General features: G+C 62.5%; 14 protein-coding genes. 6 read left to right on the top strand and 8 right to left on the bottom strand.

Annotated features, from left to right (window positions below):
* Positions 1-23: 23 nt before the first annotated feature.
* Both MWH26_RS12580 and MWH26_RS12575 read right to left on the bottom strand, forming a co-directional pair.
* Complete coding sequence (locus MWH26_RS12580; protein WP_247974565.1) at positions 24-929, bottom strand: AraC family transcriptional regulator; 906 nt, start codon at positions 927-929, stop codon at positions 24-26.
* A gap of 53 nt (positions 930-982) precedes the next feature.
* Positions 983-1,444 (bottom strand): hypothetical protein, encoded by a 462-nt coding sequence (locus tag MWH26_RS12575; protein ID WP_247974564.1) that lies wholly within the window; start codon positions 1,442-1,444, stop codon positions 983-985.
* A 688-nt stretch (positions 1,445-2,132) separates the two neighbouring features.
* Here MWH26_RS12575 and MWH26_RS12570 point away from each other — a divergent pair.
* The 4 genes from MWH26_RS12570 to MWH26_RS12555 all read left to right on the top strand — a co-directional run bounded on the left by MWH26_RS12570 (position 2,133) and on the right by MWH26_RS12555 (position 11,118).
* The gene (locus MWH26_RS12570; protein ID WP_247974563.1) at positions 2,133-9,176 is read left to right on the top strand and encodes a cadherin-like domain-containing protein; all 7,044 of its coding nucleotides are present in this window, start codon (positions 2,133-2,135) and stop codon (positions 9,174-9,176) included.
* Between the two features lie 413 nt (positions 9,177-9,589).
* Positions 9,590-9,931, top strand: a complete 342-nt coding sequence (locus tag MWH26_RS12565) for a hypothetical protein (RefSeq protein WP_244696960.1) — start codon at positions 9,590-9,592, stop codon at positions 9,929-9,931.
* Positions 9,932-10,059: 128 nt separating this feature from the next.
* Positions 10,060-10,443: a hypothetical protein gene (locus tag MWH26_RS12560; protein WP_244696959.1), complete on the top strand. Its 384-nt coding sequence runs from the start codon at positions 10,060-10,062 to the stop codon at positions 10,441-10,443.
* 309 nt (positions 10,444-10,752) lie between these two features.
* Complete coding sequence (locus MWH26_RS12555) at positions 10,753-11,118, top strand: hypothetical protein (RefSeq protein WP_244696958.1); 366 nt, start codon at positions 10,753-10,755, stop codon at positions 11,116-11,118.
* Between the two features lie 96 nt (positions 11,119-11,214).
* Here MWH26_RS12555 and ggt read toward each other — a convergent pair whose 3' ends face one another.
* Positions 11,215-12,948 carry a gamma-glutamyltransferase gene (ggt, locus tag MWH26_RS12550; protein WP_247974562.1) on the bottom strand — a complete coding sequence of 578 codons (1,734 nt, stop codon included), beginning with the start codon at positions 12,946-12,948 and terminating at the stop codon, positions 11,215-11,217.
* 171 nt (positions 12,949-13,119) lie between these two features.
* On the opposite strand from ggt, the gene MWH26_RS12545 reads away from it, so the two are divergent.
* Positions 13,120-15,177 carry an alpha amylase C-terminal domain-containing protein gene (locus MWH26_RS12545; RefSeq protein WP_247974561.1) on the top strand — a complete coding sequence of 686 codons (2,058 nt, stop codon included), beginning with the start codon at positions 13,120-13,122 and terminating at the stop codon, positions 15,175-15,177.
* A 95-nt stretch (positions 15,178-15,272) separates the two neighbouring features.
* Here the strand turns inward: MWH26_RS12545 and MWH26_RS12540 are convergent, their stop codons facing one another.
* Positions 15,273-15,755, bottom strand: coding sequence for a YdeI/OmpD-associated family protein (locus MWH26_RS12540; RefSeq protein WP_244696956.1), 483 nt, complete (start codon positions 15,753-15,755; stop codon positions 15,273-15,275).
* Positions 15,752-16,894, bottom strand: coding sequence for a glycosyltransferase (locus MWH26_RS12535; RefSeq protein WP_247974560.1), 1,143 nt, complete (start codon positions 16,892-16,894; stop codon positions 15,752-15,754). The genes MWH26_RS12540 and MWH26_RS12535 overlap by 4 nt, the downstream gene beginning before the upstream one ends.
* Before the next feature lie 219 nt (positions 16,895-17,113).
* On the opposite strand from MWH26_RS12535, the gene MWH26_RS12530 reads away from it, so the two are divergent.
* On the top strand, positions 17,114-19,546 hold the full coding sequence (locus MWH26_RS12530; RefSeq protein WP_247974559.1) for a glycoside hydrolase family 31 protein: 2,433 nt from the start codon (positions 17,114-17,116) through the stop codon (positions 19,544-19,546).
* A 297-nt stretch (positions 19,547-19,843) separates the two neighbouring features.
* Here the strand turns inward: MWH26_RS12530 and MWH26_RS12525 are convergent, their stop codons facing one another.
* The 3 genes from MWH26_RS12525 to MWH26_RS12515 form a co-directional block, all read right to left on the bottom strand.
* Complete coding sequence (locus MWH26_RS12525) at positions 19,844-20,995, bottom strand: esterase/lipase family protein (protein ID WP_247974558.1); 1,152 nt, start codon at positions 20,993-20,995, stop codon at positions 19,844-19,846.
* 158 nt (positions 20,996-21,153) lie between these two features.
* A complete protein-coding gene (locus MWH26_RS12520) occupies positions 21,154-22,086 on the bottom strand; it encodes a T9SS type A sorting domain-containing protein (RefSeq protein ID WP_247974557.1) in 933 nt (310 codons plus the stop codon).
* A gap of 93 nt (positions 22,087-22,179) precedes the next feature.
* Entirely contained in the window at positions 22,180-23,025 is an 846-nt protein-coding gene (locus MWH26_RS12515; protein ID WP_247974556.1) for a rhomboid family intramembrane serine protease, read from the bottom strand.
* Between the last annotated feature and the right edge of the window lie 99 nt (positions 23,026-23,124).

Genomic DNA, 23,124 nt, shown 5'->3' with positions numbered 1-23,124 from the left:
TTTCCGGGTTTGTGTGGTACAAATCAACGCGGGCTACTTGGGGCTGGGCGGCCTTCCTGCTGCTGCTCCCGAAACGCCTCGGGTGAGTGGCCGGCGTGCTTGCGAAAGTAGCGGCTGAAGTAAGATGCATCGTCGAAGCCCAGAGAGTCGGCTACCTGCGCCACGGTAGCGGGCGTGTGGCGCAGCAGACGACGGGCTTCAATGAGCAACCGCTCCTGAATCAGGGCGCTGGCGGTTTTGCCCAGGTGGCGCCGGCACAGGGCATTGAGGTGGTTGGGCGAAACGTGCAGCAAATCGGCGTAGAGCTGCACCTCGCGCTGAGTGCGGAAGTACTGGTTAATCAGGGCCCCAAACTCGCGAAGCAGCTGTTGGGCGTGGCGGGGCTCCCCGGCGGCAGCTGGCTGATCTGGGCTGGTGGGGTAGTGGCGGGCGGCTAGTTCCAGGCAAATGTGCAGGTAGGAGCGAAAGACTTCGTCTTGCTGGGGAGCGGGCGCCAAGTGCTCCTGCCACATGCGCTCAAACAGCGGTAACAGCTCGGTTTCGGTGGGGCCCAGTTGCAGCACCGGTGGGTGGCTGTGCTGAAAGAAAGGGTAGTCAAACAGCCGGGCGCCGGGGTAGCGAAACAGGTAGAAATCAGCCTCGAACAGTACCACGTAGCCCTGGGCGCCCTCAGAAAGCTGCCAGTGGTGCACCTGTCCGGGCGTCATGAAAAACAGACTACCCGGCCGCAGCTCGTAACGAACCAAATCAATGGTGTGGGTGCCGTGGCCGCCAGTGACGTAGAGCAGCAGGTAAAAGTCGTGGGCGTGGGGCTGACTAACGCCGGGAAAGTTGGCCACGTGCCTAGCTAGCTGCTCCAGGTACCAGGGCCGCGGCTGCCCCTGCGGAAATGAGTTGAGGGTAAGAACGGGCAGGCCAGGCGGGTTCATGGGCGCAGGGTGGGGTAGGGGAGCCAGCAACTCAGGCCAACTAAGCCCGGTAGTTAGTCGCCGAAATTACGCAGGCGCTTCTTGCTGAGTTCGTAGCTGATGATGGCGGGAATGTAAAAGGTCACGTCGGCCGCGAACTTGGCCAGCAGCACGCCGCCCGCCCGGCTGCCGGTCCAGCGCGGTAGCCAGTACAATAGAGCCGGCCGAATCAGCAGGCTGTCCAGTAGCTCTGCCGGCCCAAATTCCACCACCAGCGCCCGCAGGTTGCGCCCCAAGCTGCGGCGGGTATAAGGGCGGCCCTGGGCCCGAAGAGTACGGCGGGCCAGCTGCACATCCTGCCCCAGCAGCCAGCCAAAGTAGGCTACGTTGCCGGCCCAGGTGCCCGCCAGCGCTGCCCGCAAGTCCTGATTTGGGGCCAGGTGCCACACCAGGCCCGCCCCGGCTAATGTGGCCCCCACGGAAAGCACCTCGGCCAGCAGGTAACGGCGTAGCCACTCCCGAATTTTCTGTTTCATAAGCGGCCAGCGGAACCTACCAATGCAAGGCGCCTGGTGAGTTACAGCCAAAAATAGCAAGCTGGGGCAGAAGAGTAGCCGGTTTACGCCCCCGTTTCATAAGGAAGCTAGCCCGTAAGTAGTAGGTAACGTGCGTAGCTGATGGCTACCAGCGCCGCTGTGCCCCGCAACTTCAATCGTGGCATAATGGGCTGCTCTGGGGCCAGCTCCGCAGCGCTTGGCGGTGGCATGCTGTGGATGGTGCCGAAAAGGTAGTAGTAAGCTGTCAGTCAGGTGGTAAGAGTGGGGTATAGCGGGCCTATTGGCAGCTAGATTAGTGGGCTGCCAACAAAAAAAGTGCAACAATCAGAAAAAAAGTGAGCGAAAAAGGATGCTCACTCCTCCCAAATTGAAACAGGAAGTCTAGCGGATAATGAGGTTTAAGAAGACGCATGCATGTCTGGTTTCATAATTGGATATAATCATTGTAATACGATTCAATATGGGATGATATTCCAAATATTAGAATTGCATGTAAAGTATTAATAATCAAACAAATAAGCTTACAAAACTTGATTTATGGCTCATTTTACGGGATGCACTGGACTGAATATGAAATTGAACTTTATAAGGTATATGGTAGTAAATTTGGCATTGCTAGCGGGGCAGCTTGTGATGGATGCCCTCAGATACACCTATTTATTTCTGCATGAAGACACCTTTACGCTACTTGTTCCCCTTGGGGCTCGTTTTGGGGGTTGGAACTTGGAACCAGGCAGCGGCCCAGTGCGCGGCTACCACTACGTTCGCTTTTTCCAGCGACGCGGCCAACGGCGACTGGAAAGCACGTCCGGCCTTAGCAGTGCCCACGGGCTCTGCCCTGACTACTCTTGGCAGTGAGGGCTACTACTCCGGCGCTTCGGGTACCAACGCGGTGTTGCGCACCCAGGCCGTAAACGGGGCCGACATGCTGAGCTGGTCCAACGACTACCCCGACAACTCAGCTGCCAACGAGCGGTACTCTACCATCACGTTTACTTTCAACCGGCCCGTTGCCAACCTCACCATCCGGTTGCAGGACGTGGATATGGCCGCTGGCTTTACCGATGAGGTAACGTTTGCCGGCAGCAACGGCGGGATGCCCGTAGTGCCAACGCTTACCAAGCCTACCGGCAGCAGCACGGCCATTTCGGGAGCTATAGCTACCGGCACGCAGAACGTGGACAACAACACGGGCGGCACCGTAACGGCCAGCTTCGCCGGGAGTATTACCCGCCTGACACTTACTTACCGCAACACCGTTAGCGGGGTGCCCGGCAACCACATGGTTGGCATTGAGCAGATGACGTGGTGCCGTAGCGTGCCCGTAGCGGCCAACGTAACCAACGCAGCCAGCCTGGCTAACTCCCTGGGCCAAACCGACATCGACTCGCCCACGGCCCAGGCCGAAGGTACCATTACGGGCTACACCGTTACGCAATTGCCGCCGGCCAACGAAGGGGTACTCTATTACAATGCGCCCGTACTACTGGGCATCCCCAACTACATTGCCCTGCCGGCCGGCACCACCATTTCGCCCGATCAGGCGGTTGGACTGCGTTTCGACCCGGCCCCGACTTTTGCGGGTGGCACTACCACGTTCCGCTACACCGCCACCGACAATGCCGGTCTGGTGTCGGCCGCCGCTACCTTCAGCATTCCAATTCAGGCCATTGCCGGTCCGGCGGGTTGCGCGGCTTCGTATTTCGACAACACCAAGTCGTCCAGCGGCCTGACGGCGGAATACTACGCGGGCTACTTCAACGACAACCTCGCCTTCTTCGGTGGGCGCACGCCCAACCTGCGCCGCATTGATGCCCAGGTCAACTTCCCGGAAACCAACAGCTTCGGTAGTGACCTGATTAGCACAAACGCCGCCGCCGGCACTGCCGCCAACCCCGAGATGTTCAGCACCCGCCTGCGGGGTAGCATCTACGTGCCAGTTTCTGGTAGCTACACTTTCTATATTTCCTCCGATGACGCCGCTTACCTGTGGCTGGATGCGGCGGCCCTAGCAACTACCCCCACCGCGGCCACGGCTACCGTTGACAACGGCACGGCCCACACCGTGCGCGAGCGGCAAGCTACCGTCACCCTGTCGGCGGGCCTGCACAACCTGCTGCTGGTGTACGGCGACAATGACCGTGAGAACAGCCTGGTATTCTCTTACTCCAGCGCCATTTCGGGCGCTAGCATCTCCAAGCAACCAGTTCCGACCTCGGCTCTGTGCGCGGGCCCCAGCAACCTGCCGCCGGTGGCAAACAACGTGACGGCTACGCTGCCCACGCTGGGCTACGCGCTGGCTCCGCTCAGCGGCACCGACCAGGATGGTAGCATTACCAGCTTCACCATTGAAACCCTGCCCGCCAACGGCCGGCTACTGCTCGGCAACACGGCCGTAACGGCTGGTCAGGTAATTCTAGCGGCTAATGCCGGCAATCTGACTTTCGTGCCGAATGCGGGCTACGTGGGCACCGCCAGCTTCACCTACACTGCTACCGACAACGCCGGGCTGCGCTCCAACCTGGCCGCTACCTACACCGTGAATGCCCCCAACCGCCCGCCCGTGGTGGCTGGCGACTCCCGCGATGTGCCCCTGAACACGGCCGTGAACGGCAACGTGGTGCTCAACGACTACGACCAGGAGCAGAACGGCTTCACTGTAGCCCTGGGCACGGCCCCAACCCACGGTACGCTCGTGCTCAACGCCAACGGCACCTACACCTACACGCCCGCCACGGGCTACACCGGCCCCGACAGCTTCACCTACACCGCCTGCGACAACGCCGCTACCCCTCTCTGCTCGGGCAGCGCCACGGTAAGCCTGCGCGTATTCAGCACGAACACGGCCTGTACCTCCGCTACGGGCTCCAACCTGCTAGCCAACCCCGCCTTCACCAGCGGCAACACCGGCTTCGCGACCAACTACAGCTACGTGGCTTCGGCTTACGTAGCGGGCAACACTAGCACGGGTATTTATCCGGAGGGCACGTACACGGTGGGCCCCAACGCCACCACCTACCACCCCAACTTCCAGGGCACCGGCCGCACGGGCGGCACCTCCGATAATTTCCTGATGGTAAACGGCGCCGCTTCCATCCGGACGCTGTACGCCCAGACCGTGACCGTGCAGCCCAACCGCTACTACACGTTCTCGGCCTTCTTCAACAATCTGCTGGCCCCCAACAGCGGCCAGGGTATTCCGGAGCTGGGCTTCGTTATCAATGGCGAGTCTGTGTCGGGTACGATTCAGCTGAACGAGTCACCTGATCAGTGGGTGCAGTTCTCGGACGTGTGGTACTCGGGCAACAGCACCTCAGCTACCTTCGAGATTCGCAACGTGAGCACCGCTACCGGCGGTAACGACCTGGGCGTGGACGACGTGTACTTCGGCTCCTGCAACCTGGCCCCCACGGCCGTAGCCGACGTGGCCGCCACTACCTCGGGCGCCAGCACCAGCCTGAACGTGCTGACCAACGACATCGACCCCGAGAATTCATTTAACGTGGCTACCGTCGACCTGAACCCCGGTCAGGCCAACCGCCAGCTCAGCGTGACTACCGCCGAGGGCACCTTCACGGTGGACAACAGCGGCGTAGTAACCTTCGCGCCGGTAGCCGGCTTCGTGGGTACGGCTACGGCACCCTATACCGTGCAGGACGCGGCCGGAGCTCCTACCAACCAGGCCAACATTGTGGTGATGGTGCAGCAGGCCACGGCCGATGTAGTAGTAGCCCTGACGGCTCCGGCCAACAACGCTACCGCCACGGCTGGTCAGCCAATTACCTTCACGGTGCAGGCGACCAACAACGGTACCGTAACGGCCAGCAACGTAGCGCCTACCCTGCAACTGCCCGCCGGCCTGCGCGGCCTGGGTGCCAACGGCGCCCTCACGTTCAGCCACGGCGGCACGTACAACAGCAGCACTGGTCTGGTAACCTTCCCGGCGGTTAACCTCGCGGGCGGTGCCAACGCTCAGTACAGCGTGACTTTCCTGGTGCCCGGCTCCGGCCCCTTCATGGGCACGGCCAGCGCTGCTTCCGCCGCCGTAGCCGACCTAACCACCGGTAACAACACGGCCAGCGCCACGGTAAACGTGACGCCCGCCTTCGACCTAACGACTACCCTGCAAGCCCCCGCCAACGCGGCTACCGGCTCTACGCTCACTTACACGGTAGTAACCCGTAACAACGGTCCTTCCCTGGCAACGGGCGTCGTGCAAACCGTATCGTTGCCCGGCAACCTGACCGGCCTATTTGTGTCCAACAACGGCAGCTACGTTTACAATTCGGCCTCGAACACGACGGACGTTACCTTCCCGAGCATTAGCGCCCTGCCCGCCGGCCAGACGGTGAGCAACACCATCAGCCTGACCGCTCCGGCCACGGCGGCTACTTTCACGGCTACGGCCAACGTAACGGCCAACGGCGAGACGGTGCCCGGCAACAATTCGCTCACGGCTTCCACGGCCGTAGCGGCCAGCGCCGACACGCCGGCCAACGTATACACTTCCCTGGCCCTGACCAGCAACGGTGTGGCCGTAACCTCGGCCGCTCCCGGCGCCCAGCTGACTCTAACGGCGGCAGTAACCAATGCTGGTCCTGGCACCGCCACTGGGGTAGTGCAGCAGCTTGCCGTTCCCGCCGATTTGGCGCCTAGTGCTCTCACGATTTCCGGCGGCGGCACCTACAACGCCAGCGCCGGCGTGGTTACCTGGCCCGCTACCAGTTTGGTGAGCGGCACCAGCCAGACAAATACCGTGCAGTTGAACACCCCGGCCTATGGTCCGGTGCTGTTCAACTCCAACGCGGCTACCACTACTCCCGACCCCGTTGCCGGTGACAACATTGCCAGCCTCATGCTCACGGTTCGGCCGGCGGCTGATGTGGTGACGACCCTGGTAGGCCCCACGGCCGTAACGGCTGGTCAGCGCGTGACCTACACCCTGACGACGACCAACAACGGTTCCGTAGCGGCCGCTAACGTGCAGCAGTTCCTGCGCGTGCCCCCAGCCGTAGCCAACCTGACTTACTCCAGCAACCTGCCGGCCGGCACCACCGGCACGGTAGACGTGCAGCCCAACCAAGCTCTGCTGGCCTACCCGGTTATCAGCAGCCTGGCTCCCGGCCAGACGGTAGTGAACATGGTGTCGTTTGATGCGCCCGCGGGCTCTTTCACCAACACGGCCTTCGTTACCAGCACCACTCCGGATAACGCCACGGCCACCAATACCAGCACCCTGGCCGTTACGGCCAGCCGCGCCTCGGATGTGGTGGCCACCATTTCGGGTCCGGATGTGGTAGTAAATGGTACCCCGGTTGTGCTGACGGTGCGCACCCTGAACACCGGCACCTCGCCGGCTGCTGGGGTAACAACTACGGTGCAGCTGCCCGTCGGCCTAACGGGTGTGACGGTGCGCGATGCGGCGGGCGTAGCTATTAACAGCGCTTACAACGCCACCACCGGCCGCGTAACCTTCCCCGCGCAAACGGAGGTAGTAGCTGGCCTGGCCGGTTCTGTAACGAACACCATTACCTTCAACGCCCCCGACGTGGCCGCCATCAGCGCCACGGCCATTGCTACTGCCAGCTCGGCGACCAACGACGTGAACGGCACCAACAACGCCACCACGTTCACCACCAGCGTACTGCGCCCGACCCTAACGGCCGCCGATGTAGTGGAAACGCTCAGCTCGAATGTAGCCAGCCAGACGGCCGGTCAGCCGATACTCTTCACCCTAACGGCCACTAACAACGGCACGGCTCCAGCCACCAACGTGGTGCAGCGCGTGGCTCTGCCCGCCGGCCTCGACCCAGCTAGCCTGAGCATCACCAACGGTGGTACCTACGACCCGGCTTCCGGCCTGGTAACCTTCCCGGCCCTGACCCTGCAAGCCAGCGGCACTGCCGGCAACGCCCAGACCAGCACCATTACGGTAGTAACGCCCGGCGTGGGTCCTGTGACGGCCGTGGCCAGCGTAGGCTCGGCCTTCAGCGACGGTACGCCCGCCAACAACACGGCCGTAGCCAGCGTAACGGTTAACTCGCTCAGCAACGTGCGCGCCATTGTACGCGGCCCCAGCGCCCAGACCTCGGCCCAGGAAGGAACGGTGCTGCCGGGCCAGCCGGCTACCTATCTGGTACGCGTGCTGAATGATGGCCCTTCGGCCGCAACCGGCGTGAGCATTTCGGCCCAGATTCCGGCCGGCCTGAACCCAACGGATGTAGCTATTACGGGGGGCGGCAGCTACGCTCCCGGCACGGGCACAGTGACGTTCCCGGCCGTGGGCACCCTGGCTGCCGGTCAGGCCGCCTCGGTAGGCTACACCATCACCTTCCCGGTGCCTGCTACCGCCGCTTCATTCCCGGTGTCGGCCACGGTAGGCGCATCCTCGGCGCAAACCACCACCGCCGACGACACCCAGACCTACACGACCACCCTGGCCAACCAGGTAGCCGTGGCCAACCAGGTGGTGAACAACCTAACGGCCCCCGACGGCAACACCGCCGTAACGGCCCTGGCCCTGTCGCCGCTCAGCGCTTCCGATGCCGATGGTTCTATCACGAACTACGTCATTACCTCCCTGCCTGATGCCGGCACCCAAGGCACCCTGTTCTACGCCGCCGACGGCACCAACTTCGCGCCGGTAGCGCTCAGCAACGGCCGCTTCACGCTGGCCGCCGCTACGGCCGGTAACCTGCGCTTCGATCCAGTAGCCTCCTTCGTGGGTAACGCCTACTTCACTTTCTTGGCCATTGATAACAGCAATGCTGAGTCGGCGCCGGTGCTCTACACAATTCCGGTAGGCCAGGACAACACTACGGTCTTCACGGCGGCTACCGTAAAAGGTGGCAGTAACGGAGCCTATCAGAACGGTGACGTAATTACCAGTGCCTTTGATGCCAACGGCGGCGAGTACAGCCTGAACACCACTACCAAGGTGAACAGCGTGACCGACACCGGCATCCGGGTTGCTACCACCGATGCCGCCAGCACTACCCGCCTGGCGAGCATGGGTCTGGCCCTGAATGTGGCTACCGGCACCATCACGGTGGCCGACCGTACCCTGCTGCGCACCGGCAGCTACGACCTGACCGTAACGACCACCGACGAGTTCGGGGGCACGAGCAGCCAGCTGGTGGCCTTCACCATTGGCGGGGCTCCGCTGCCCGTGCAGCTGGTGAGCTTCTCGGCCAAAAGCCAGGGCGCTAACGCCCTGCTGACCTGGGCTACCACTCAGGAGCTGAACAACGCCCGCTTCGAGGTGGAGCGCTCCGTAAATGGTAAGAGCTTCGAGAAAATCGGGCAGGTAGCCGGCCACGGCACCACCACGGCAGCCCAGCAGTACAGCTTCCAGGATGCCGGCGCCAGCCGCCACGGAGCCGTAGTGTACTACCGCCTCAAGCAGGTAGACACCGATGGGGAAGCCCACCTAACGGAAGTGCAGGTAGTGCGCTTCGAGCTGAGCCAGACGCCGGAGCTGGTACTCTTCCCGAGCCCCGCCACCGATGTGCTGCACGTGCGCCTGTCGGCTACGGCCAGCCAAGCTAGCGTAACGGTGTACAGCGCCACCGGCGCCCAGGTGCTGCAAGCCCAGCTAGATGCGGCCCTGAGCACCACGCTTCCGGTAAGCAACCTGCCCGCCGGTACCTACCTCGTGAAAGTGCAGACCTCAAACGGCGTTTCCCTGATGCGTCGCTTCGTGAAAGAATAGATTAGCCTCCTGTAAGGCCTAAAAAAGCCGCGGTCTTCTAGGCCGCGGCTTTTTTCATATTGGTTTATCAGCGTTATGAGGAAAGCACAAACTACTTGCACGGCTAGCGGCACAGATGGCTGCCTCAAGATGCCTCGGCAAACTCCTTGAAACGTCATGCAGAGCCGGCGGCGAAGCATCTCGCTCGAATCGTTGAATTACTACTCCACATCAGCCCGCGAGATGCTTCGCCGCCGGCTCTGCATGACGGCCTTTTAGGTTGGTTGTAGCTCACACACTCTGAGTAGTATAAGTAGGGAAGGCTTCTCTGCCTCGTGCGCTGATTCTTCACTGACGGGGCGGTCAAGGCAACGCCTGGGCCGCTGCTGGCGTACAGTTCCACTACCTCTTCATTCTTCCCAACCTCCCGCGTTATGAACCACGCCGACCGCATCGAAGAAACTATTGAGGGCATCTACCGTGCCCTGGAGCAACACAGCAACCACCCCGTTGATGCCGGGCTAGGACATATTGACAGCTGGATTCAAGCCCTTGATGGGCTGGGCGGCTCGGCCCTCACGGGTTTGCAAGGTGAGCTGCGTCACCTGCGTACCCACGTGGAGCGCGACGACCGGCCCGCCATTGCTGCCTCCCTGCAGCAGCTGGGCCAGCAAACCTCCCTCATTGCCCGCGACATGCACGACGGGGTAGGTGACCACCTACGCCACCTGGGCCAGACGCTCATTGCCGCCGCCGGCAACCTGAAGGTTTCCTAAGCTACCACGTTTTTGACCGCCCCAGTGCCGCAGCCTTGCCTACCGGGCGAGGCTGTTTTTTTACCGGTTTGGCCGATTTCGGCTCAGGTCATATAATCGATTTTCTGTCACTCAATTTACTTACTGATATGAGCACGAACTCCCCTGACGCGGGTGCCGGGCATGCCCCCGGCTCCGTTCTGGCCGGCAGCCAAACTCACTTGGAAGCCACCCTGCACGCCCTGCAAACCGACCAGCTACCCCACTTACTGCCGGCCGCCGGCGACAACCTCTACCGCTGGATGAATCTGCTCCAGACCGTAGAGGGTGACCGGTTCGCGCCTCTGATTGAGGAACTGCAGAACCTTTACAACGCCATCGACCACGGCAACCCCAACGGCGCCCAGGTAAAGGAGTGCCTGCACAACCTGGCCAACCTGACTACCCAAGCCGCCGCCAGCGCCGATGCTCAGTCGCAGCCCAAGCTGCAGCAGCTAAGCCAGGCCCTCCAAAACGCCGCCGCCACTTTATAACCTCCTTTTCCCTGCGCCCTCATCGAAGTCGGCCTACTTCCTAAGAGGTAGGCCGCTTTTGTGGAAGAAGGGATACAGAACGCAACGCAGCCGCGCTGGCGTGTTTAGGCCAGCGCGGCTGATGGAACAAGTGAGGTGAGGCTGCCGGGGGAGGGGTGAAAGGCAATTTACCTGCCTTCGAAGCGGGTGCAGCGCACGCAACGAAGCTGAACTACAAGCCAAATGTTGTACCCTGGTTGCTACCAACCCTGAGAGTAAGGAAGTAGTACACAGGCTAGTATCTCTGTGTTTCACTCAACCTCCTTTCCTATGTCCATTTCGCATTCTGCCAGCGCCGACCAACTGGAGGCAACCCTCCGCATCCTTCGCAGTGAAGACGTAACGCAAGTGGTAGCCCGGGCTACGGAGAACATCGACGGCTGGATTCAGATGCTGCGTTCCTCCGGCGAAACCGCCCACGCTACCCTCGCCGCCGACCTGGTAAAGCTCAAAGGCTTCTTTAGCGGCACAGACCCCAACCCCATCAGCGACGTGCTGCAAACGCTGGCCGAGCACATCAACAGTTTCGTGGACAATGCCAACCCGCGCTACATCGAATCCCTGGACCAACTTTCCAAGCAGCTCACCGAGGTAGCCCGCAACCTGCAAACTGCCCGCGACGCCCAGCAGCAGTAAGCAATCCGCTTCCGGCTCCAACTCAAAACCCACCTAGCCTTGCAGTATGCAAAGCCGGGTGGGTTTTGAGCTGATAGGCGGTAGACCAACAGCCGCTTAGTAACCGGCCGCAGCGTCGTCGCCGCGGGGGTCGGCGCCGCCTTCTAGCTGGCCACCGGGCAGCACCCGAATCACCTCTACCCGGCCCCAGGGTGCACGCGGGTTGAATAGGTAACCGCGGGCCCGCAGCGTGTCTTGAGCGGCGGGTAGCAGGGCGCCGGCTTCCACGTCAATCTGGTCGGGGAGCCACTGGTGGTGCAGGCGCGGGGCGGCCACGGCTTGCTGGGCGTTCAGGCCGTAATCTAGGGTGTTGAGGATGGCCTGCATGACGCTGGTAATGATGGTGCTGCCGCCGGGCGTGCCCACTACCAGGGCCAGTTTCTTGTTTTTGGTGAGAATAGCCGGCGTCATGGAGGACAGCATGCGCTTGCCGGGCGCAATGGCATTGGCCGCGCCGCCTACCAGTCCGTAGGCGTTAGGTGTGCCAGGTTTGCTACTGAAATCGTCCATCTCGTTGTTAAGCAGAAAACCCGCTCCGGCCACTACCACCTTGCTACCGTAAGCCCCGTTGAGGGTGGTGGTGCAGCTGACCGCGTTACCCTGCGCGTCCACAATGTTGTAGTGCGTGGTCTGGTCCGACTCGTAGCCGGGCAGGCCTGTGCCGGCCGTTACCTGGGCGCTGGGTGTGGCCCGGTAGGGAAGGATAGAGGCCATGCGCCGCTGGTTGTACGATTTTTCGAGCAGCTGCGCCACCGGCACCCGTCCAAAGTCTGGGTCGCCGAGGTAGGTAGCGCGGTCGGCGTACACGCGGCGTTCGGCCTCCGTAATCCAGTGCGTGGCCTGGGGCGAATGCCAACCAGCCTTACCTAGGTTGTAGGGCTCCAGCATCTGCAGCATTTGCAGCAGGGCTACCCCGCCGGAGCTGGGCGGCGGAAACGTCAGCACCTCGTAACCCCGGTACTTGCCGTGCAGGGGCGTGCGCCACTTGGGCTGGTAATTCGCTAGGTCCTGTTTGGTGATGATGCCCTTGCCGCGCTGCATCTCTGCCACGATATAGTCGGCAGTAGCGCCTGCATAGAAACCGGCGCGGCCCTGGTCGCGGATGCGTTCCAGCGTGCGCGCCAGTTCACTCTGCACGAAGTTTTCGCCGGTTTTCCATTCGTCCTGGGGACGGATAAGGGCGGCGCTTTGGTTTACCTTCAGGAACGTGTCGCGCTGGCGGTTCAGCCCGGCGGCTTCCTTCTCGGTCAGCACTACGCCCTTGGCGGCTAGGTCCACGGCGGGCTGCACCACGTCTTTCCATGGCAGCTTACCCAGTTTTTGGTGCAGCTCTGCCATGCCGGCCACGGTGCCGGGCACGCCGGCGGCCAGGTGGCCCAGCGTGCTCAGGTCCGGAATTACGTTGCCTTGCTTATCTAGGTACATGTCGCGGGTAGCGGCGGCGGGGGCGGTTTCCCGAAAATCTAGGGCGCCCTCCTGGCCATCGGCGCCACGGTAGAGCAGAAAGCCCCCGCCCCCGATGTTGCCTGCCACGGGAAACACCACCGCCAGGGCAAACTGCACGGCCACGGCCGCATCGTAGGCGTTGCCACCCCGGCGCAGAATCTCTACTCCCACGCGCGTGGCCTCCGGATGCGCCGATACAACCATCACCTTATCCGTGACGACGGGGGTAGCTGTGGGCACCGGGGCGGCCAGGGTAGCGGCAGCGCCGGGGGCAGTAGTGTGCTGCGGGGCTGAGCAGGCCGCTAGCACCGCCAGGAGGGCCAGCGGGGACAAAAAGCGTTTCATGCCCGCAAAGCTACGGTAAGTTTAGGACCCCCGGCGCGGCCTGGCCCGGCCGGTTCCGCTCCCATCCCTCTCTTGGGTCAGATGTTGCGTATGTGCCTCCCGGCCGGTTTGTCCTACTAAGACTTCCCTGAATCCTGTAGCTTTGGGCCGGACCAGACTTGTGACTGCGCTATGACTCCCGACCTGCCTACTGCCCCCGGTGCTACCGAAACTGCCCCTGCGCTGCCCCTCGTGCAGCTCGACCCGTGGCTGGCACCCTACGAGCCCGTACTCCGCCGCCGCCAGCAGCGGCTACGGCAGCGCCTCTCGGAAATTACAACCCAGTGCGGCTCCCTCACCAAGTTTGCCCAAGCCCACCAGCGCCTGGGTCTCAACTACGACGCCCGCCGCCGGGGCTACTGGTTTCGGGAGTGGGCGCCGGCCGCCGAAGCCCTGTTTCTGGTGGGCGACTTCAACGGCTGGGACCGGCAGGCCACGCCCCTAACCCAGGGCCCGGAGGGCGTATGGGAAGTGTTCCTGCCCGATAAGGACTACCAGGACCGGCTCACCCACCACTCGCTCTATAAGGTGCACGTGGTAACCCACAAAGGAGGCAAAGATCGGCTACCCGCTACCCTGCGTCGTGCCGTGCAACATCCCGAAACTAAAGACTTTGCCGCCCAGGTCTGGAGGCCGGAAACGCCCTTTGCCTGGACCGACCAGAAGTTTCGGGTGCCCAATTTTGTGCGTGAGCCCCTGATTTACGAGGCCCACGTGGGCATGGCCTTGGAGGCCGATCGGGTGGGCTCCTACCTGGAATTTGCCGCGCAAATTCTGCCCCGCATTCAGGCTGCCGGCTACAACTGCCTGCAGCTGATGGCCGTGATGGAGCACCCGTATTACGGCTCCTTTGGCTACCACGTGGCCAATTTCTTTGCGGTATCCTCGCGCTTTGGCACCCCTGAAGAGTTGAAGCACCTCATCAACGAGGCCCATAACCGTGGCATTGCCGTGCTGCTCGACGTGGTGCACTCCCACGCCGTGAAAAACGAGGCCGAAGGACTGGCCGACTTTGATGGCTCCGGCGGGCAGTATTTCCACGAAGGCGCCCGCGGCAACCACCCCGGTTGGGACTCCAAGCTTTTTGACTACGGCAAGCCTGAGGTGCAGCAGTTTCTACTCAGCAACCTGCGCTACTGGCTGGAGGAGTTTCACTTCGATGGGTTCCGCTTCGATGGCATCACCAGCATGCTCTACCACCACCACGGCGAAGGCGTCAGCTTTGGCTCCTACGACCAGTATTTCGGCCCGGAGGTAGACGAGGACGCCATTCTGTACCTGCAGCTGGCCGCTACCCTGGTGCGGGAGTGCAAGCGCAGCGCCCTGCTCATTGCCGAGGACATGAGCGGCATGCCCGGCCTCTGCCGGCCCATTGCGGAGGGCGGTATCGGCTTTGATTTTCGCTTGGCCATGGGCATCCCCGACTACTGGATCAAGCTCCTCAAGCACACCCGCGACGAGGACTGGAACCTGCACGACCTCTGGTATACCCTCACCAACCGCCGCCTCGGCGAGAAAACCGTGGCCTACGCCGAGAGCCACGACCAAGCCCTGGTGGGCGACAAAACCCTGGCCCACTGGCTGCTGGACAAGGCCATTTATGAGCACATGCACAAGGACGATGCCGACCCCATCACGGCCCGCGGCATTGCCTTGCACAAGCTTATCCGGCTGGCTACCCTGAGTTTGGGCGGCGAGGCTTACCTCAACTTTATTGGTAATGAATTCGGCCACCCGGAGTGGGTGGATTTTCCCCGGGAAGGCAACAACTGGAGCCACTACTTCGCCCGCCGCCAGTGGAGCCTGGCCGACAACCCCGACCTAAAGTACCAGTACCTGCTCAACTTCGACCGGGCCATGATTAAACTGGCCAAGTCGGCGCGGGTATTGGCCGGCGGCCCGGCTCACGAGCTCAACATCGACAGCCACAACCAGGTCCTGATTTTCGAGCGGAGCCACCTGATCTTCGTGTTCAGCTTCCACGTCGAGCGGAGCGTGCCCGACTACCGCTTCTACGTGCCCCAGCCCGGCCGCTACCGCATCCTGCTCACCTCCGACGACGCCGACTTCGGCGGCTTCCAGCGCATAGACACCGCCCTGACCTACGAAACCTTCGAGGAAGACGGCGTCAATAAGCTCAGCCTCTACGTCACGAACCGCACGGCCCTGGTGCTGGCGCGCGTGTCGTAGTCAACGCTTAATAGAGCAAAAAGGCCAGTGGCTTCTTTCCTGCATAGGAAAGAAGCCACTGGCCTTTTTAGTGAAAGTTGGGAAAAGACCTAGAACTAGTGCCGGGTTTTACGGCCGGACTGGGCCTGCTCTAGGGCGTCCTCGATGCGCTGGGCGCGAGCTTCGGGCTTTTTGGTGCGGGCTACGCGCTGGGCCAGTTCCTTGCGCTGGGTGTAGGGTAGGGCGTCGAAGCTGACCTGCAGGCCGGCCCGTTCCAGGGCGTATTTGAGGTCGTCGGGCAGCTCAATGCCGCTGGAGTCGTTGTCGCGCTCCAGCACCACGTGCACCGTGTCGGTCCAGGTTTTATTGATGGCGTTGCGCACTTCCTTGCGGATGCTAATCATGTGCTGACCGTCGCCCATGGGCACCAGGTTCAGCCGGATGGGGAAGCCATCCACGGTGCCGCGCACCGGCAGCGGGCCTTTGGTGCCATATACCTCAGGTACGCTGAAGGGAACTACCAGGAAAACGCCGCTGTCGGCGCCGTCCATTTCCATAGGAGCATCGAATTCGTGGCGGATGGGCGGGTCGGTACTCATGTAGTAGGGGGAAAGAAAGGTGCGGCAAGCTGGCGGCCGGGCAGGCCATTTTCTAGCTGGCGCAGGGTGGTAGTAAGCGTTTCAATATCCGTGGGGTCGAGTACTCGCAGGCGGCTACCCAGGGCCGGGTAGCGCGTGCGCAGCAGGGCGGCTACCTCCTCGGAGGCGGCCAGTACCACATCGGCCCGCCGCAGGGTTAGGCGTTCCAGTTCCAGGGCCCAGCCCCGGTCGGCGGGGGTAGCGCGCTCCTGGGCCAGGCTGTGCACGTGCAACACCAGCGGCCGGCCCGTTTGCTGACGGATTTCCAGCGCGGCCAGCCAGGTAGGCCAGTCGGAGGCGTAAATCACGGAAAAGTTTTCCAGCAGAGCTCGGCGCGTAGCAAAGCGGGCGTACTGAATCACCTGAAAGTTAAAGTCGGCGGGGGCGGCGGAATCGGTGCCCAGGGCTGCCAAGGCTTCCGGCAGCGAGGCTAGCTGGGGCAGAACTTCGGTGGCTGGCGCGGGAGTAGGCTCTGGCACCAAGTCGTCGGCCGGCTGGCTCAAGGCCGCGGCTTCGGCTCCGTCTGGCTCGGCAGCCGCGCCGGCAAACTCGTCCTGGTTTAGCTGCAATTCCTGCTCCGATAGCTCTGGCGCTTCCGAGGTGGGAGGCGGGGTAGGCGTAGCGGCAAAAACGACGCTGTCCTGCGGGCGCGGAGTGGGTTCAAGGTCGGGCAGCACGGCAATGGTTGTGGCAACTGGGGCCGTGGCTGCTGCCTCAGCTGCTACCGTTGGGGGCGTTGCGCCCAAATAAGGCGCTGCCGGCGCTTGCCAGGAACCATCGGAAGCGGCCAAGAAAGGCGTTGCTGCACCCGCAGTTTCGCTGGTCCCGAGGTAGGGAGCTGCCGGCCGCTGCCAGGCGCCGGGGCGCTCGTCGGGGTGGGGGCGGGGGGCGCGGGCTTCGGCCTGCGTGAGGTTGGCCAGGCCCGTTACGCGGGTAGCGGCGGGGGTAGCCAGCGGGGGGTAGGGCAAGTGGGGCAGCATTACCGAAAGCGGCAGGCGCCCGGCCAACTCTTGCACAAGAGCCCGCACGGCGGGCCGGCCGGCCGCCACGGGTGCCTCATTCCAGCCAAGCAACAACACGGAAAATGGAGCAGGAATCATAGAGCGGGGAAATGAGCGGCTGGCACGGATGAGGTATGGCAAGGTAGAGAAAAAAGTGCCTGCCGCCGCTTCTAATGGCAGTTTCTGAAAAAGTAGCGCGTAAGCTGCTCCGTTGTAGCCCGAATCAGTTTTACCTTGCGGGCTACTACCGGGCACTTCCGGCCGGGCCGGAATTTTTCTGCCTTCTTACCCTCTGACTACCTCCGACACCTCCCCGTAATGGCCGACAATATCCAGGAGAACAACTACATGGTCAATGACCTGGCCGCCCAATCCAAGCAGGAGTTCTACCCCGGCCGGGTAGTGCAGGGCGAACGGCAAGGCACTGACTTTATCTTCCGCTGCGACAATGGCGTGCAGCTCAGCCTGCAAGTAATTACCGATAAGGTCCTGCGTTTCCGCTACGCCACCGAGGCCGGCTTCGGGCCCGATTTCAGTTATGCCTTCCCCGCAGGAGTGCCCGCCCGCCAGGACCTAGAGTTTCTGGAGTTCCGGGAGAAGCCCGACCACTACCGCATTACCACCGACCGCCTGATTTGCGTCGTCGATAAGGAAAACCTGCGCACCCGGGTGCTCAACCGCTCGGGCCTGGTACTGAGCGAGGACGAAAAGGGCTTCCACTGGGAGTACGAGTACGAAACCGGCAACGACATCGTGAAGATGAGCAAGCTGGTGCAGGGCGGGGCCCACTACTACGGCCTCGGCGACAAGCCCGACAACATGAACCTGCGCGGCAAGCAGTTCACCAACTGGGGCACCGATACCTACGGCTACCAGAAAGGCTCCGACCCGCTCTACAAGAACATTCCCTTCTTCCTGGGTCTGCACCAGAAAATTGCCCACGGCATCTTCTTCGATAACTCCTTTAAGGCCAGCTTCGACTTTGCCGCCGAGCGGGCCGACGTGTCCTCGTTCTGGGCCCAGGGCGGCGAGATGAACTATTACTTCATCTACGGCCCCAGCCTGCTGGAAGTAACCCAGGAGTACACCCGCCTGACTAGCCCGCCCGAGCTGCCCCCGCTGTGGGCCCTGGGCTACCACCAGTGCAAGTGGAGCTACTTCCCCGAGAGCAACGTGAAAGCCATTGCCCAGGGCTTCCGCGACCGAAAAATTCCCTGCGACGCGCTGTATCTGGACATCGACTACATGGACGGCTACCGGTGCTTTACCTGGAGCCCGACCCACTTCCCGGAGCCCCAGCGCATGGTGCGGGAGCTGGCCGAAGATGGCTTCAAAACCATTGTCATCATCGACCCCGGCATCAAGATTGACCCCGACTACTCGGTGTACCAGGAGGGGCTAAAGAACGACTACTTCTGTCGCCGCGCCGATGGGCCGCTGATGAAGGGCTCCGTATGGCCCGGCCTCTGCAACTTCCCCGACTACACCCGCCCTGAGGTGCGCGAGTGGTGGGCCGGGCTGTTCAAGGGCCTCATCCAGGAAACGGGCGTGAAGGGCGTGTGGAATGATATGAACGAGCCCGCCGTGTTCGAGAAAGGCACCTTCCCCGACGACGTGCGCTTTGGCTACGAAGGCTACCCCGCCTCTCACCGCAAGGCCCACAACATCTACGGCATGCAAATGGCCCGCGCCACCAACGACGGCGTGAAGCAGTTTGCCTACCCCAACCGGCCCTTCACCATCACGCGCAGCACCTACGCCGGCGGGCAGCGCTACTCCTCCGGCTGGACCGGCGACAACATCGCGTCCTGGGAACACCTGTGGCTGGCCAACATTCAGTGCCAGCGCCTGAGCATCTCGGGTTTCTCGTTTGTGGGCTCTGATATTGGGGGCTTCATTGACACGCCCGACGGCGAGCTGTACGTGCGCTGGGTGGCGCTGGGGGCCTTTCATCCCTTCTTTCGCACCCACAGCTCCGGCGACCACGGCGACCAGGAACCCTGGTCGTTTGGGGAAAACTTTGCTGAGCTAGCGAAGGGCTTCATCGAGTTGCGCTACCGCTTGCTGCCCTACATGTACACCACGTTCTGGCAGTACAACCAGCAGGGCACGCCCATGCTGCGCCCCCTGGCTTTCCTTGACCAAGCCGACACCGATACCTACCTGCGCATGGCCGAGTTCAGCCTCGGCGACCACCTGCTGGTGTGCCCCATCACCCAGCCCGGCGCCGATGGCCGCTGGATGTACCTGCCCCGCGGCAACTGGTTCTACTACTGGACTGATGAGGCCAAAGCCGGTGGTGCCGAAGTGTGGGCCGCTGCCGACCTGACCCGCATTCCACTCTTCATTAAGGCCGGGGCCGTGGTGCCCATGTACCCGCTGATGCAGTACGTAGGCGAGAAAACGGTGGAAGAAGTCACCCTGCACGTGTATTACAAGCAGGGCTCGGAGACCAGCGTCCTCTACGAAGACGGGGGCGAAGGCTACGGCTACCAGCAAGGCCAGAGCACCACGCGTCGTTTCACCGTAACAGGCTCGGAGAAAGGCCTGCTCCTGCAACAAACCATCGAAGGCGACTTCCAGCCCACCTGGGCCACCTACCGCGTAGTGCTGCACGGGCTGCCCTTTGCCGCCGCCGCCTTCAGCACCGACGGGCAGCCCGCTGAAGCTGCCGAGGTAACCACCGAAACCGGCCTCACTTTGCCCGGCGTGGTAATAGGCGCCAGCTTTACGGAGCTGGTAGTAGGGTAGTCTGCTTTTACTCCTTCGGTCACCCGGAGCAGAATCGCGCATCAAGCCCAAACGAAGAACTTATCACCTGAGAATAATGGTCGTGACAACGTCCTGTTGCAGTGTGCTGAGTCCTTCGTCTGGGTTTGATGCGCGACACGTTTAGGACACGACGCAATGGCAGTGCTTTTTACCCGCTTGATGGCTGTGTTTTCACTGGCCAGGTCGCCTCTCAGCGGATAGTCTTTGCACCTTTAGTCGCACGGTGCCGCCTACCGCTGGTAGCCCGTGGAGGTTAGCGGCTGGCCCTGAACCAGGTTACTCCGCTAGCTGCTCCCGGATATACTGATAGACTTCCGGATTGCTGAGCAGGGTACCGTGGTGCAACCGCGGATATACGCGGGTGGTGATTCGCAAATCGGGCGGAGCGGCGGGGTCGCGGAAGATGCGGCCGCGGGCACTGCCGGCTCCTACCAGTCCGTCGCCGAAGTAGTCGTGCAGGGCCGAATCAACGGTTTTCATGAGGGAGCCCACCAGCACGTGGTAGCGCACCCCGGGCAGGGGCGGCACCACCGTGCGGGGCGGAAACAGATCGTCGGCGTGCTCGTTCTGCCAGTCCTCGTCGGTCAGGCGAGCGAAGCGCAGGTCCTTGATGCCGTTGCTACGCTTGTCAATCAGCCCACTAATAGCGCGGGTCGGCCAGATATTAATTTTGCGCAGAATCAGGGCCGTCAGGTGGCTGTTTTGCTCCAAAAAAGAGCCATCGTTGGGCACACCCAGCAGGAACACGTCGTGCAGGTAAGGCAGCCACTTACTTGCTGGTCCGGTGGCTAACCCAGGTTCAAGGGCGGCTGATGAAGCTGCGGCAACGGAGTGCTCCTGCGCGGCATAGTAGCCCGCTGAGCGGATGACCAGCCCGCCCATGCTGTGGCCGATCAGTACCAGTTCGCCGACTGCTGCCGGGGAGGTCTGGACCAACTCGGTAAGGAGCTGATGCAGACGACGGCCGTTTTCCGAAATGTGCAGGCCGGAGTTGTAGCGCACGTACAGGCAGTTGGCGCCCAGCTCCTGTTGCAGGCGGGGGCCGAAGCGCACATCTTCCGGGCCGGCGCCGGTTTGCCAGATGATTTCGTCGCCCATCAGCCCGTGCAGAAAGACCACCGTTTTGCGTCCCCTACCCTCGGGGGCAGGCCCTAGCCGCAGGTCCGCCACGGCTATATCGGCCTCGTGGCGGCGGAAGCTCATCTGAATAGCCCGGCGGTCGTGGCGGGCCGCTAGCTGGTCGCCGAAAGCTCCGTTGAGCACTGGCAGCGTAAAGTGCAGATTCTCCTGACCAATGCGGTAGAGCAGGCCCGCTCCGTTGAAGGGGGCCTGCGCGGCGCGCCCCACTGCTGCCGCCACCCGCCGCCAGCGCGAAGGCTGTTGGTTGGGGCCGCCAGAGAGTTCAGCCGATTCCTCAGGTTCAGTCATAGCGGCAAAGGTAGGGAGCCCCGAAAACGTGCGCTGATCTAAGAAAGATGCGAAAGGTTACCGGTGCCTTGCGGGGTAGGGCGGGGCTTCGGTTCAACAAAAAGCCCCGCCGCGGCGCAAAGCCAGCGGCGGGGCCGTATATCTATAGCACCCAAAAGTTACTGTATCACCAGCTTGCGCGTCACTAGTCCGTCGGGGGTTTCCAGCTGCAGCAGATACACGCCGCTGCGTTGCTCCCGCAAATCAACCAGCCGGCCGCGCGCGACGCTCAGCGGAGCCTTGCCCTGGCGCAGCACCACGCGGCCCGTGGCGTCCGTAACCGTGAAGGGCGCCGTGGAAAGCGCGGCATCGGTTAGTGAGGCCAAGGAAAACTCGCCGGTGGTGCTGGGGTTGGGGTACACCTGCAGCACCGATTCGGTGACCGGGTTGCGGGTAGCCGTAATGCTACCAGTCAGTTGAATATCGTCGACTAGGAGGACAGTGCCTTCGTGCAGCTCGTCCGCAATGCCAGAGTCAATTTCTATCAGCATGGAATCGGGGGAGATGCCAAGCGGGGTATAGTCGAAGGGCTGACTGACGAGGGTATAAGCTGCCGCTGGCGGGAGGATGAGCTCACTACTGGCAATTAACTGGGTAGTGCCGCTTACGTTACGTGTTAGCAGAGCCCCGGCAAAGGCAGAATCGGCCCGTGCATCGGGGCCCGTGAGGCGGTACCAGAACTGCAAGCGGGCGGGCCGCGAGGTGTACGGCGTGCCAAAGCCCTGCGGCGTGCCCGTCACCAGCACCCCGGGTACTACCAACGGCCGAGTGCTACCTATGTCGATGTTCGTTAGCTCGGCGGCAAACGTCCCCTGGCGCACCGTCGTAGATTTCTCCACAAACCCGACGTTCGGGAGCACCTGCTGCACCAGCGGCTCCAGAATGTCTTCGGTCGTAACCCAGCTCCGGGGTACCTCGCGCTGGGCTGCGTTGCGAATTTCCCAAGTGTCTAGGTTTCCGTTAGGAACCGGCGCGGGCGACTGCGCCAGCGCTGCCGAGCTGGTGGTCAGCAGGCCTATTCCGGCCAAAAAAGAGCGTAGCAGATGGCGCATAAGGGCAACAAGTGAGGTGAATGAAAGGGAATACTGGCAATTTAAAAGAATCAATAGTATAGTAGCGGGTTACGCTAGTCTAATTTCCATACGCTACTCCATATTCTGCCGGGAAGATGCGGATGGGGAAGCCAGTAAACCCAACAGGCTGCCGGTAAGCAGGCCACCTACGTGGGCGGCGTTATCGGTGGTGTGGGCTTGCAGGCCACCGGCCAGGCTACTGGCTAGCAGGTAGAAAACAAACAGCAGCATGGTGTAGCGCCCGGTCCGGGTGAAGGTAGCGGGGCGCCGCACCAGGGTAGCGAGCAGCAGGCCGTACCACCCGAAAATAGCCCCCGAGGCCCCCACGGAATTTAAGCCCTGAGAATGCCAGTACCAGCTCAGCAGGCTGCCGCCCACCCCGCTCAGCAAGTAGCCCACCACCAGGCGGCGCCCACCCACGAAACCCTCGGCAAGCAACCCCAGAAACACCAGGGAAGCCATATTCAGCAGAAGGTGGGCGGCGCCCCCGTGCACAAAGCAGCTGGTGAGCAGGCGCCAGGGCTGGGTAGGGGTTAGGGGCGAGAAGTTGGAACCCCAGCGCACCAAGTCGGCCCCGGCGGGCTGCCAGGCATGTACGCCGGTGGCTACCATGGCCAGGTACACCAGCACGTTCAGCCAGAGCAGCAGGGGCGTTACTCGGTAGCCGGGCCGGGGCCAGCTCACGCCCCGCAAGGCGCGCCAGGCCAGGGTGCCCGCGCTAGGTTCGGGTGCTGGCACTTCGGCAGGGCGCGGCACCGGGCCGGCGGGCAGCTCATCCGGAATCAGTTCGCGCCGTTGCAGCTCGCGCACGGCGGCCTGGCCTACCACGGGCGGGTACTGGTGGGCGTGCTGGGCCAGGTAAAGCAGCTCAGCGTCCGTCTTCTGGGCGAATAAGGCAGCGGGGTCGGGGGCAGACATACGCAGGAAATACAACGAGGCCGCGCCCGCTACAAAGCGCCGGCGCGGCCTCATTGGCGCGTCATAAATCCTGCCAGCCCCCGCCCACCTGACAGGATT

The organism is Hymenobacter sublimis (assembly GCF_023101345.1).
Classification (GTDB): domain Bacteria; phylum Bacteroidota; class Bacteroidia; order Cytophagales; family Hymenobacteraceae; genus Hymenobacter; species Hymenobacter sublimis.
This window is presented reverse-complemented; position numbering and strand designations above follow the sequence as displayed.

Coding starts and splice junctions, on each gene's coding strand:
- MWH26_RS12580 (WP_247974565.1), bottom strand. CDS start 929: ATGAACCCGCCTGGCCTGCCCGTTCTTACCCTCAACTCATTTCCGCAG.
- MWH26_RS12575 (WP_247974564.1), bottom strand. CDS start 1,444: ATGAAACAGAAAATTCGGGAGTGGCTACGCCGTTACCTGCTGGCCGAG.
- MWH26_RS12570 (WP_247974563.1), top strand. CDS start 2,133: ATGAAGACACCTTTACGCTACTTGTTCCCCTTGGGGCTCGTTTTGGGG.
- MWH26_RS12565 (WP_244696960.1), top strand. CDS start 9,590: ATGAACCACGCCGACCGCATCGAAGAAACTATTGAGGGCATCTACCGT.
- MWH26_RS12560 (WP_244696959.1), top strand. CDS start 10,060: ATGAGCACGAACTCCCCTGACGCGGGTGCCGGGCATGCCCCCGGCTCC.
- MWH26_RS12555 (WP_244696958.1), top strand. CDS start 10,753: ATGTCCATTTCGCATTCTGCCAGCGCCGACCAACTGGAGGCAACCCTC.
- ggt (WP_247974562.1), bottom strand. CDS start 12,948: ATGAAACGCTTTTTGTCCCCGCTGGCCCTCCTGGCGGTGCTAGCGGCC.
- MWH26_RS12545 (WP_247974561.1), top strand. CDS start 13,120: ATGACTCCCGACCTGCCTACTGCCCCCGGTGCTACCGAAACTGCCCCT.
- MWH26_RS12540 (WP_244696956.1), bottom strand. CDS start 15,755: ATGAGTACCGACCCGCCCATCCGCCACGAATTCGATGCTCCTATGGAA.
- MWH26_RS12535 (WP_247974560.1), bottom strand. CDS start 16,894: ATGATTCCTGCTCCATTTTCCGTGTTGTTGCTTGGCTGGAATGAGGCA.
- MWH26_RS12530 (WP_247974559.1), top strand. CDS start 17,114: ATGGCCGACAATATCCAGGAGAACAACTACATGGTCAATGACCTGGCC.
- MWH26_RS12525 (WP_247974558.1), bottom strand. CDS start 20,995: ATGACTGAACCTGAGGAATCGGCTGAACTCTCTGGCGGCCCCAACCAA.
- MWH26_RS12520 (WP_247974557.1), bottom strand. CDS start 22,086: ATGCGCCATCTGCTACGCTCTTTTTTGGCCGGAATAGGCCTGCTGACC.
- MWH26_RS12515 (WP_247974556.1), bottom strand. CDS start 23,025: ATGTCTGCCCCCGACCCCGCTGCCTTATTCGCCCAGAAGACGGACGCT.